Below are 11,230 nucleotides of genomic sequence, written 5' to 3' on the forward strand. Positions count from 1 at the left end.
ACCAGATAGACGGGTCGGCCGCGCACCGCGGCGCGCACCGTCCGTGCCAGCATGGGCCGGGAGGCATGCAGCCGCAGGATCTCGCCCTTGACCGGGCGCACGGCATCGCGCAGCCACTCGGGTGCGCCCTCGGTGGTGCGTAGCCCGACGCCGTTGGCGAGGACCACCACGTCGTGGCCGCGCGCGCGCCCGTCCTGCCTGGTGCGGACGTGCAGCGTGTCGCCGTCTCGCGCCAGGTCGACCGCGTCATCGACGGCGGTCACGTGCCGACGCGCGCATGCCGCCAGCAGAGCAGCGAGCAGAGTGCGGTTGTGGACGCTGCGGTCACCGGGGATCTCGACGACGGCGCGCAGCGCTGGGTGCAGCGCCGGCTCCCGGGCGCGCACCTCCCGCCGGGTGAGCGGGTGGTACGGGATCGTGTGGGTGTCGAGCAGCGCGGTGACCCGCTCCTGCTCGCGGGCATCGTCCTCGGTGGCGGCGGCGAGCAGCGTGCCCTCCCCACGGACCTCCAACGCTCGCCCGGCATCGCGTTCGAGGGCGGCCGCCATGTCCGGCCACCGTGCGAGCGACGCGACGCCGACCCGCAGCAGCGCCTCCTCGCCGTACCACGCCTCACCTGCAGGGGAGAGCATCCCCGCGGCCGCCCACGAGGCCCCACGGGCGGGCGCGGGGTCGTACGTCGTGACACGGTGACCACGACGTGCGAGCGACCACGCGACGGTGAGCCCGACGACTCCACCACCGACGACGGCGACGTCGCGGCCGGCTGGCCGGTGAGAGCGCGACACTGCTCCTGCCTCCCTTCGCCGGCATGACCCGGATCAGGTTCGACGGTCGGAGCGGCATCGGCTCCCTCTCAGCCCGTGCCCGGGCTCCCGTGGGGACCTCCGCACCGTAGGCGGGCTACGACGACGTCGTCAAGCGGGCCCGGCGCCCGCGGGTCGAGCCGAGAAGGACGCCGGCGATGACCACCGCGCCGGATGCGAGCTCGAACGGGTCGAGGCGTTCGCTCAGGAGAAGAGCGCTCGCGCTCATCCCCACCACCGGGACGAGCAGTGAGAACGGCGCGACGGTGCTCGACGGATAGCGCGTCATCAGCAGCGTCCACAGTCCCGAGCCCACGACGGTCCCGATGACGACCGTGTAGAGGAGACCCAGCACGGCGGGCACCGCCTCGGGGGTGAAGGCGGTCACGAGCGACTCTCCGACGGCGCCCGGCCCCTCGAAGAGCAGCGAGACCACCAGCATCGGGATCGGGGGGACCACCGACATCCACAGCGTGAGGTGGAGCGGGTTGGAGGGGTGCGCCTGGCGGTTCGCGAGGTTGCCGAACGCCCAGCCGAGCGCGGCCAGCAGCGTGAGCACCACGGGGAGCAGGGCTGCCGTCTGCGACCGGTGCCACGCCACGCCGGCGAGCCCGGCGATCGCGATCACGATGCCGAGAATCTGCCGGCCGCTGAGCCGTTCGCGCAGCAGGACGCCGGCGAGCACCACCGTGAAGGGCGCGGAGGCCTGGAGCACCAACGAGGCGAGTCCTGCGGGCATGCCCGCACGCATGCCTACGTACAGGAAGAAGAACTGTGCGATCCCGAAGCCTGCGCCGTACCCGATCAACCAGCGCAGCCTGACGTCCGGGCGCGGGACGAGAAGCACGGTCGGGACGGCGAGCAGCCCGAAGCGCAGCGCGACGCAGAACATCGGCGGGAAGTGCTCGAGCGAGGCGTGGATGGCGATGAAGTTCAGTCCCCAGGTGATCGCCACCAGTACGGCGAGGAGACGGTCGCGGGTGGTCACGAGAGCCAGCGTGCGCTTGCGCCTGGGTGAAGCACAATCGAATACTCCTACGACTACGATGTAGCGTTGCTTCAATGAAGGATGCTGGCATCGACGTCGACAAGCTCGCGATCGTGCGGGAGCTCGCCGAGCGGGGGAGCATCACGGCGGTCGCTGCGGCGACGTACCGGACGCCGTCGGCGGTCTCGCAGACGATCAAGGCCCTCGAGCGTGACCTCGGGACCGTCCTCGTCGAGCGTGAGGGCCGTGGGGTCAGGCTCACCGAGGCCGGCCGGCTGCTCGCCGAGGGCGCCGTCGAGATCGCCCAGGTCGTCGCGCGCACCCGGGCCCGCCTCGAGGAGTTCCGCGGCGAGGTGGCGGGCGAGGTCGCCGTGACAGCCTTCCCGAGCGGCGCCGAGATGCTGCTGGCTCCGCTCGCGCCGCGGCTCGCGACGCGTGCGCCCGGCGTGACCGTACGGCTGAGCGACCTCGACCTCGCGGAGTACGAGCTCCGAGCGGCCACCGCCGACCACGACGTGGTCGTCGGGCACTCGGTCGTGGCGGTGCCGGACCCTGCGGCGACGGGGCTGCCCGTCACGCCGCTCCTCCGTGAGCCGCTGGACGTGGCCGTGCCCCAGGATCACCGCCTCGCCGGCCGCGACCGGGTGCGACCCGAGGACCTCGTCGGAGAGCGCTGGATCGGCGTCCCTGTCGGCCATCCCTTCGACCTGCTGCTCCCCATGCTCGCCGTCGACGGACAGTCCCCTCGTGTCGAGCAACGGTTCCTCGACAACCACGTCACGGCCGCGTTCGTCGCGGCCGGGCAGGGTGTGGCGCTGTTGCCGCGGCTGTGGCGAAGAGCAGCGGAGGCACGCGGCGTCACGCTGCTCCCGCTCGACGGCGTGCGGGCGGGGCGCCACGTGTTCGCGCTCGCAAGGCCCGACCGTGCCGAACGCGCGGCTGTCCGATGCGTCCTCGACGCCCTCCTGGAGATCGCCGACGAGGCGAGATGAGGGTGTCGCCCTCGCTCGCTGCACCGGCCCACTCTTTGCACTCTCCAGGCCCGAGTGCTAGAAAGGAGAGCGTTAGCACTCGGATCATCTGAGTGCCAACGTTCCAAACGGGCCAGGACGATGAGGTCCGAAGGTCGCGGCGAGAAGGGTTTGCCGTGGACGCGGGTCGTCCGTCGCGGGCATCCCCTGGGCCATCCACCTCTACGCGGAGGAATCGCGGGAGATATGCCGAAGACCATTGCATTCAACGAGGAAGCCCGTCGCGGCCTCGAGCGCGGGATGAACATCCTCGCCGACGCCGTGAAGGTGACCCTCGGTCCCAAGGGCCGCAACGTCGTCCTCGAGAAGAAGTGGGGCGCTCCCACCATCACCAACGATGGTGTCAGCATCGCCAAGGAGATCGAGCTCGAGGATCCCTACGAGAAGATCGGCGCCGAGCTCGTCAAGGAGGTCGCCAAGAAGACCGACGACGTCGCCGGCGACGGCACCACCACCGCCACCGTGCTCGCCCAGGCGCTCGTGCGCGAGGGCCTGCGCAACGTCGCGGCCGGCGCCAACCCGATCGCGCTCAAGCGTGGCATCGAGAAGGCCGTCGAGGCCGTCAGCGCCCAGCTGCTCGGGATGGCCAAGGACGTCGAGACCAAGGAGCAGATCGCGTCCACGGCCGCGATCTCCGCTGCTGATCCGTCGGTCGGCGAGATCATCGCCGAGGCGATGGACAAGGTCGGCAAGGAAGGCGTCATCACCGTCGAGGAGAGCAACACCTTCGGGCTCGAGCTCGAGCTCACCGAGGGCATGCGCTTCGACAAGGGCTACATCTCGCAGTACTTCTACACCGATCCCGAGCGCATGGAGGCGGTGCTCGAGGATCCCTACATCCTGATCGCCAACTCCAAGATCAGCGCCGTCAAGGACCTCGTGCCGGTCCTCGAGAAGGTCATCCAGTCGGGCAAGCCGCTGCTGATCATCGCCGAGGACATCGAGGGCGAGGCGCTGGCCACCCTGATCGTCAACAAGGTCAAGGGCACGTTCAAGTCCGTCGCCGTCAAGGCTCCGGGCTTCGGCGACCGCCGCAAGGCCATGCTGACCGACATCGCCATCCTCACCGGTGGCGAGGTCATCAGCGAGGAGCTCGGTCTCAAGCTCGAGAACGCCGACATCTCGCTGCTCGGTACGGCCCGCAAGGTCGTCGTGACCAAGGACGAGACGACCATCGTCGACGGCGGTGGCTCGGAGGACCAGATCACCGGCCGGGTCAACCAGATCCGCGCCGAGATCGAGAACTCCGACTCCGACTACGACCGCGAGAAGCTGCAGGAGCGGCTGGCGAAGCTCGCCGGAGGCGTTGCGGTCATCAAGGTCGGCGCGGCCACGGAGGTCGAGCTCAAGGAGCGCAAGCACCGCATCGAGGACGCCGTTCGCAACGCGAAGGCTGCCGTCGAGGAGGGCATCGTCGCCGGTGGCGGCGTCGCGCTCGTCCAGGCGACCGCCGCGGCGTTCGAGAAGCTCGATCTCGTCGGTGACGAGGCGACCGGTGCGCAGATCGTGCGCTCCGCCTCGACCGCCCCGCTGAAGCAGATCGCGATCAACGCCGGCCTCGAGGGCGGCGTCGTGGCGGAGAAGGTCCAGGGCCTTCCCGCGGGTCACGGCCTCAACGCGGCGACCGGCGAGTACGTCGACCTCATCGCCGAGGGCATCCTCGACCCGGCCAAGGTGACCCGCTCGGCGCTGCAGAACGCAGCCTCGATCGCGGCGCTCTTCCTCACCACCGAGGCCGTCGTCGCCGACAAGCCCGAGAAGAACCCCCCGGCCATGCCGGGTGGCGACATGGGCGACATGGGCGGCATGGGCTTCTGAGCCACCCCGCCTGAGCTCACGCTCGACGCACCACGCGGCGCCCCGTCGGTCTCCGGACCGGCGGGGCGTCGTCGTACGGTGGGCCGGTGTACGTGCCGCGCTTCAACTCCCTCGACGACGCAGCGGCGATCGACGGCCTCATCGCCGCCGTCGGTGCCGGCGACCTCGTCACGGTGGGCGCGGACGGCATGCCGTACGCGACCCGGCTGCCGCTGGTGTGGCTGCGCGAGGAGGGTCGCGTGATCGCGCACGTGGCGCTCGCCAACCCGCACTGGCGCACGATCGGCGACGGATCGCCGGCCCTGGTCGTGGTGAGCGGACCGCAGGCGTACGTCTCGCCGTCGTGGTACGCGACGAAGGCCCAGCACGGCAGGGTCGTCCCGACGTGGAACTACAGCCGCGTCGAGCTGCGCGGCACGGTGCGCGTCCGTCGTGAGACCGAGTGGATCCGCGACGCCGTCACCCGTCTCACCGACCTCCACGAGCGGTCGCGGCCCGATCCCTGGGCGGTGACCGATGCGCCCGCGCCGTTCGTGGACGGCCAGCTGCGCGGCATCGTCGGCGTCGAGGTGGCCGTGACCTCGGTCGAGGGCAAGGCCAAGCTCAGCCAGAACCGCTCGGCAGAGGATCGCGACGGTGTGGTGCACGGCCTGCGCCGCGAAGGCGACGCCGAGGCGCACGCTGTCGCGGGCACGATGGATCAGTCCTCGTCGACGTCGTCCCACGAGACCGCGTCGACGAGGTAGACCTGCTCACCCGCGCGCGGGTCGCGTGCGTGCAGCGTGAGGAACACCGGGGAGAACGGCCCTCCGAGGTCGACAACCGTCGCTCCGGCGCCCAGAACCCCGCGGATCCGGTCTGGTGGGCACGTGCGGTCGTTCCTGGTGACGACACCCGGGGTCGTCCACACCGGCACGCCGTTCATGGTGCCGGAGAGCTGGAGGTGGAAGTGGCCGCACAGGACCGCTCGGACGTCCGTCCCGGCCACAGCGTCGGCGAGCAGGTTCCGGTCGCGGAGACCGTCGTTGCGCATGAACGGCGCCCAGTCGACGTGCAGAGGCGGATGGTGGAGCGCGACGACAGACCCGTACGGCGCGGGGGTCGCGAGCTGGCCACGGAGCCACGCGACCTGACCGCCGTCCAGCTCACCGTGCACCGATCCCGGCACGAGGCTGTCGAGCGTGATCACCCGCAGGCCCCCGACGTCGCTGACCGCGGCGCGCTTGCCCGCCGACCCACCCGCGAGCCTGCCGACGTCGCGTCCGCCGGCGTCGAGGTGCCCGGACCCGAGCGCCCGCGTGAACGCGGCCCGGTCGTCGTGGTTGCCCGTCGTGTAGACGTGCGGTACGCCGCGCTCGGCGGCGTACGCGCCCACCATCTCGCGGACGGCGACACATCCCTCATACGACCCGTCGTCGGCGATGTCGCCGGTGACGAGCACGAGGTCGAGGTCGGGGACGTGACGCGCGTCGTGGAGGATCCGCTCGAGCGCGCTGACGGCGTCGACGCCGTCCTCGTCGGGGCCGGTCCGGCTGACGTGGGTGTCGGAGAGGTGGAGGATCCGGTGCGCCACGGTCACCGCCTGAGATAGCGCGTGGCGGCCGCTGCAAGGGCCGTGGCGTACCGGCGCTGGCCTGCCGCGGAGCGCATCGCCCGGGCGTCGCGAGGGTTGCGCATGTTGCCGAGCTCCACCATCGCGGTCGGGATGCGGCTGAGGTTGAGCGTGCCGAGGTCGGCCCGCTTGACCAGCCCGCGCCCGCCCCCGGTGTAGGTCGAGCGCCGGAACCCCACCCTCTGCAGCTCTGCGCGGGTGATGCGCCCCAGCCGCAGCGACCGCGCCACCGCGCCCCGCTTCTTGGTGACGATCACGTGGAAGCCGCGTCCCGACCGCGCCGCCCCGTCGCCGTGGATGCTGATCTTGAGGTCGGCCGCGCGTTCGCGGCCGCGAAAGCCCGTGTTGCCGAGCCGTCCCCGGACGTCGACGCAGGGCCCCCAGAGCTTCCGGCTGTTGCGGCTGCGGGTCATCACCACCGTCGCGCCGGCTGCGCGCAGCTCCGCGCGCAGCCGTTTGGCCACCCGCCAGGCGAACGTCGCCTCCGCGAAGCCGCTCGCGGTGGCCGTCCCCGTGGTGTTGCACGCCTTGCGCAGACCGCCGGCGTCGACGGGGCGGTTGATGCGGCGGGGGAAGCGGCTGTTGCCGAGCTGGTGCCCGGGATCGATGACGATCGTGCGACCGGCCAGCGGGCCGGCGTCGTCGGCGCTGGAACGCACTCCGGCCGCGGGACCGTCGTGGGCGGTGGACCTGGCTGGGGCACCCGTGGTCGCGGCGGCGGCGGTGCCGGACGCGGCGAGCGCGACGGCGGCGAGCAGGCAGGTGAGACGACGCATCGCACGAGGCTAACGTGCGGACGCGTAGGCTGTCCCCATGCTTTGGCTGCTGATCATCGTCGGGGTCGTCGTGCTCGCGTACGTGTACCGGGTCCAGCTCCTGTCCAAGGTGCTCGGACAGGACCAGACGCGTGTCCGTCGGATGCTCGAGCGTCGCAAGGGCGACCGCCGCTAGTCCGCGAGCCTCCGGGCTCGCCGCCCAGCCGCTCCTCGATCCCGGTCAGCGGCACAGCCGCAGCGCCATGAGCACGTACGCGCGGGCGCACCGCATCACCTCGTCCACCGGGACGCTCTCGTCGACGGAGTGGGCGTGGGCGATGTCCCCGGGGCCGTACTGCACCGTGGGGACCCCCGCCGCGCTGTAGAGGCGCAGGTCGGACCCGTACGGGGCTCCCGCCGCCGCTGGACGGGGCGATCCGGAAGCCTCGGCGGCGTCCTGCACGACCTCTAGGAGCGGGTGGAGATCAGGAAGCCGCCCCGGGGCGAACGTGCCGCCGGGGAACGACACCGTCGCCGGGTTGTCCCGGAGCCAGAGGTCGCCGTTCGACGCTCCCGCGACCGCGGAACGCAGGGCGGACTGGGCGGCGGCGACGGACTCGCCGGGGCGTACGCCGTAGCGGCCCTCGACGATGCACAGATCGGGGACCGTGCTCGCCCAGTCGCCGGCCTGCACCGTCCCGATCGAGATCGGGAACGGGACCGGCAGATGCGCGAAGCGCTCCCCGACGTCAGTGTTGCGCTGATCCTCCAGCGTCCTCAGCACGGCGCGGACGGTGTCGAGCGCATCCAGGGCGCTGATGCCGCTCGTGCGCATCGATCCGTGCGCAGCGCGTCCACGGACCACCATCCGGAACGTCAGGGCCCCGGCGTTGTCGGTGACGACCGTCCCCGCGGTCGGCTCGGCGATCACGCAGGCGTCGGCGGTGTGGCCGCGGCGGAGAGTGGCGTAGGCGCCGAGACCGCCGTCCTCCTCCCCGACGACGGTGTGGATCGCGAGCGGACGGCGGAGGCTCACCCCGCTGGCACGGATCGCGTGCACCGCCCCCAGGATCGCGGCGACACCGCCGAGCATGTCGCACGCGCCCCGTCCGTACCAACGCCCTCCCTGTTCACGCAGGGTGAACGGGTCGTTGTCCGACCAGAGGCCTGAGTCGCCGGGTGGCACGACGTCGATGTGGCCCGACAGCGCCAGCGCAGGCACGCCGGCGTCCTCGCCGGGGACGACCCCGACGGTGCCCCAGGCCTCGGCGCGTTCGACCTCCATGCCGGGGAAGTCCGGCTCCTGGCGCAGAGTCGGCAGGTCGATCTCCCAGTGGTCGACGTCGGCGCCCAGGTCACCGAGCCGGTCGGCGCACCAGTGGCTGGCGGCGACCTCGCCGAGCGATCCGTCGAGCGGTGCGAGTGCGACGAGGGACGTGAGGTCGGCGGCGATCTGCTCTTCGTCGAGGTGGTCGAGGACGTCGCGGGGGTCCAGAGCGGTCACGACCTCAGTGTGCGTCATGACCCGCCCCGACCGCGGCGGGATGGCAGGATCGCGGGCATGGTCGGACCGCGCAGGGTGCACGCCCACGTACGGGGCGTGGTCCTCGCCGCCGGCGAGGGGCGTCGGATGGGGATGCCGAAGGCGCTCGTCCGCACGGCGGACGGGCGGACGTGGTTGGGTCGGACGCTCGACGCGCTGGCCGACGGCGGGTGCGACGACCTCGTCGCGGTCATCGGGGCCCGAGCGGTGCACGTCCAGGCAGAGCTCCGTACGGCCGGCGAGATCTCGCCCGGGCGTCGCCGCGGAGGCGGTCCAGAGGTGCTCGTGGCCACGGACTGGCGTGAGGGGATGGGGGCGTCGCTCCGAGCGGTGCTCGAGCAAGGACCTGGTGACGGGTCCGTCGACGCTGTCCTCGTGATGCTCGTCGACCTTCCCGACGTCGGCCCCGACGTCGTACGCCGCGTCCTCGACCACGTCGACGGGGCGGAGGCCCGGGGTGCCGTCCTCGCCCGCGCGACGTACGACGGGCGACCGGGGCACCCCGTGCTGATCGGGCGCGACCACTGGGGCCCGATGGCGGCGACGCTCTCCGGCGACGACGGCGGCCGCCACTACCTGGCCGAGCACGGCGCGACCCTGATCGAGTGCGGTGATCTCGCGACCGGGCGGGACCAGGACACGCCCACCCGTACGCCCGGACCGGAATAGGGTGATGGCGTGAAGCAGCCTCGAAGCAGCGACGAGCTCGGGCGCGACCTCGGTGAGGTCGGTTACCTCGCCGACGAAGGGCTCGCGACCATCGCATATCTCGCCCTGGCCATGCAGCGGCCGCTCCTCCTCGAGGGCGAGCCAGGGACGGGCAAGACCGCGCTCGCCGAGGCGCTCGCCCGCGCGTACGGCCTCCCGCTGATCCGGCTGCAGTGCTACGAGGGGATCGACGCCACCCAGGCGCTCTACGACTGGGACTTCCCCCGGCAGATCCTCCACCTGCGCACGGTGGAGGCCACGGCCGACCGGTCGCAGGTCGATGCGGAGTCCGTCGAGCAGTCACTGTTCGACGAGCGCTTCCTCCTCGCGCGGCCGATCCTCCGGGCGCTGCGGGAGGCGCCCGCCGTCCTGCTGGTCGACGAGATCGACCGTGCCGACGACGAGTTCGAGGCGTTCCTCCTCGAGGTGCTGTCGACGAACCAGGTGACGATCCCCGAGCTCGGGACCGTGCGGGCGACCGTTCCGCCGATCGTCGTGCTGACGTCCAACCGGACCCGCGAGCTCCACGACGCCCTCAAGCGCCGCTGCCTCTACCACTGGATCGAGCACCCGGCCCTGGCCCGCGAGATCGAGATCGTCCGTACCCGGATGCCCGAGGTCTCCCAGCGCCTCGCCGAGCAGGTCGCCGGCGTGGTCTCCGACCTCCGCTCCCGAGGTGACCTGCTCAAGCCGCCGGGCGTGGCCGAGACGCTCGACTGGACGGCAGCCCTGGTGCGGCTCGAGTGCGACGACCTGGACCTCGAGACCGCAGCCGCCACGATCGGCGCGGTGTGCAAGTACCGCGAGGACATCGACCGCGTCCGCGACGCGCTCTCGTCGATGCTGGCCTGAGCCGTGTCCGACGTCGCGATCTTCGCCGGCTTCGCGAAGGCGCTGCGGGAGGCCGGGGCCGGTGTGACCGCGGACCGGACCCGCACGTTCCTGGAGGCGGTGAGCCTCGTCGGTCCCGACCGGCGCCGTGACGTCTACTGGGCCGGCCGCGCGACGCTCTGCGCCGAGCCAGACGACCTGGCGACGTACGACGCCGTCTTCGCGAGCTGGTTCTCAGCCGAGGAGCCGAGAGCGCGGACGCGCAGCCGGCAGGACCGGCAGGTCGTCGTGCAGGCGGGTCTCGACGAGGCGCCGAGGGGGTCGGCGGAGGCGGGCGACGACCAGCAGGTCGCCATGCTCGCGAGCGTGACCGAGACGCTGCGCCACCGTGATGTCGCCTCGCTGTCGGTCGGCGAGCGCGCGGTCGTGGCGCGGATGTTCGCGGGGCTCGACGTGACGGTGCCGAGGCGCCGCAGCCCTCGCCGTACGCCTCGCCGGCACGGAGACCTCGATCCGACCCGGACGCTGCGAGACCAGCTCCGCAGGGCGGGAGAGCCCGGCCCGCTGCGCTTCCGCGCGCCCCGCCGCAGACCCCGCCGCGTGGTGATGCTCGTCGACGTCTCCGGCTCGATGAGCGCCTATGCCGACAGCCTCCTTCGGCTGGCGCACCGGCTGGCCGCCGCGTCGCCGAGGCAGGTCGAGGTGTTCACGCTCGGCACTCGGCTGACCCGCGTGACTGCTGCGATGCGGCTGCGCGACCCCGAGGACGCGCTCGCCGCCGCCGGGGCGACCGTGCCGGACTGGTCGGGCGGGACTCGGCTCGGTGAGGTGCTGCGTGCCTTCGTCGACCGGTGGGGGCAGAGAGGCATGGCGCGGGGGGCGGTCGTCGTGATCGCGTCGGACGGGTGGGAGCGGGGTGACCCGGTGCTGCTCGGTGACCAGGTCGCGCGCCTGCAACGGCTCGCGCACCGCGTGCTCTGGGCCAACCCGCACCGTGGCCGCGCCGGCTATGCGCCGGTGCAGGGCGGGATCGCCGCGGTCCACCCGCACCTGGACGCGCTGGTGGCCGGTCACTCGGTCGCGGCGTTCCAGGCGCTCCTCGACGAGGTGGGACGCTGAGGTCGTGCACCGCGTAGCG

The 11,230-nt window shown here is 72.3% G+C and carries 12 protein-coding genes and 1 riboswitch; of the genes, 7 read left to right on the top strand and 5 right to left on the bottom strand.

Annotation, left to right across the window (positions count from 1 at the left end):
* Both PV363_RS11475 and PV363_RS11480 read right to left on the bottom strand, forming a co-directional pair.
* Positions 1 to 788: FAD-dependent oxidoreductase (locus PV363_RS11475; protein WP_301022384.1), on the bottom strand; the 788-nt coding region annotated here is incomplete at its 3' end.
* A gap of 8 nt (positions 789 to 796) precedes the next feature.
* Positions 797 to 881, bottom strand: a riboswitch (TPP riboswitch).
* A 22-nt stretch (positions 882 to 903) separates the two neighbouring features.
* Positions 904 to 1,794, bottom strand: coding sequence for an EamA family transporter (locus PV363_RS11480; protein ID WP_220366217.1), 891 nt, complete (start codon positions 1,792 to 1,794; stop codon positions 904 to 906).
* A 74-nt stretch (positions 1,795 to 1,868) separates the two neighbouring features.
* Here PV363_RS11480 and PV363_RS11485 point away from each other — a divergent pair, with 74 nt between their 5' ends.
* The 3 genes from PV363_RS11485 (at position 1,869) to PV363_RS11495 (ending at position 5,389) form a co-directional block, all read left to right on the top strand.
* Positions 1,869 to 2,786, top strand: coding sequence for a LysR family transcriptional regulator (locus tag PV363_RS11485; protein ID WP_301022385.1), 918 nt, complete (start codon positions 1,869 to 1,871; stop codon positions 2,784 to 2,786).
* A gap of 225 nt (positions 2,787 to 3,011) precedes the next feature.
* The gene (gene groL / locus PV363_RS11490; RefSeq protein WP_220343490.1) at positions 3,012 to 4,643 is read left to right on the top strand and encodes a chaperonin GroEL; all 1,632 of its coding nucleotides are present in this window, start codon (positions 3,012 to 3,014) and stop codon (positions 4,641 to 4,643) included.
* Between the two features lie 86 nt (positions 4,644 to 4,729).
* Positions 4,730 to 5,389 (top strand): FMN-binding negative transcriptional regulator, encoded by a 660-nt coding sequence (locus PV363_RS11495; RefSeq protein WP_220343491.1) that lies wholly within the window; start codon positions 4,730 to 4,732, stop codon positions 5,387 to 5,389.
* Here PV363_RS11495 and PV363_RS11500 read toward each other — a convergent pair.
* Both PV363_RS11500 and PV363_RS11505 read right to left on the bottom strand, forming a co-directional pair.
* The gene (locus tag PV363_RS11500; RefSeq protein ID WP_301022386.1) at positions 5,344 to 6,216 is read right to left on the bottom strand and encodes a metallophosphoesterase; all 873 of its coding nucleotides are present in this window, start codon (positions 6,214 to 6,216) and stop codon (positions 5,344 to 5,346) included. The genes PV363_RS11495 and PV363_RS11500 overlap by 46 nt on opposite strands.
* A gap of 2 nt (positions 6,217 to 6,218) precedes the next feature.
* Complete coding sequence (locus tag PV363_RS11505) at positions 6,219 to 7,031, bottom strand: N-acetylmuramoyl-L-alanine amidase (RefSeq protein ID WP_301022387.1); 813 nt, start codon at positions 7,029 to 7,031, stop codon at positions 6,219 to 6,221.
* A gap of 37 nt (positions 7,032 to 7,068) precedes the next feature.
* Between PV363_RS11505 and PV363_RS11510 the strand changes: the two genes are divergently transcribed.
* Positions 7,069 to 7,206, top strand: a complete 138-nt coding sequence (locus PV363_RS11510) for a hypothetical protein (RefSeq protein WP_220343494.1) — start codon at positions 7,069 to 7,071, stop codon at positions 7,204 to 7,206.
* 45 nt (positions 7,207 to 7,251) lie between these two features.
* On the opposite strand, the gene PV363_RS11515 is transcribed toward PV363_RS11510, so the two are convergent.
* Entirely contained in the window at positions 7,252 to 8,514 is a 1,263-nt protein-coding gene (locus PV363_RS11515; RefSeq protein ID WP_301022388.1) for an ArgE/DapE family deacylase, read from the bottom strand.
* Between the two features lie 57 nt (positions 8,515 to 8,571).
* Here PV363_RS11515 and PV363_RS11520 point away from each other — a divergent pair, with 57 nt between their 5' ends.
* Genes PV363_RS11520 through PV363_RS11530 form a run of 3 tightly spaced genes read left to right on the top strand, consistent with a single transcriptional unit; the run spans position 8,572 to position 11,211 of the window.
* Positions 8,572 to 9,222 (top strand): nucleotidyltransferase family protein, encoded by a 651-nt coding sequence (locus tag PV363_RS11520; protein ID WP_301022389.1) that lies wholly within the window; start codon positions 8,572 to 8,574, stop codon positions 9,220 to 9,222.
* Positions 9,223 to 9,231: 9 nt separating this feature from the next.
* Positions 9,232 to 10,113, top strand: a complete 882-nt coding sequence (locus PV363_RS11525; RefSeq protein ID WP_301022390.1) for a MoxR family ATPase — start codon at positions 9,232 to 9,234, stop codon at positions 10,111 to 10,113.
* Positions 10,114 to 10,116: 3 nt separating this feature from the next.
* The gene (locus PV363_RS11530; RefSeq protein ID WP_301022391.1) at positions 10,117 to 11,211 is read left to right on the top strand and encodes a VWA domain-containing protein; all 1,095 of its coding nucleotides are present in this window, start codon (positions 10,117 to 10,119) and stop codon (positions 11,209 to 11,211) included.
* Positions 11,212 to 11,230: the final 19 nt, after the last annotated feature.

This window comes from Mumia sp., from assembly GCF_028803055.1.
Lineage (GTDB): Bacteria > Actinomycetota > Actinomycetes > Propionibacteriales > Nocardioidaceae > Mumia.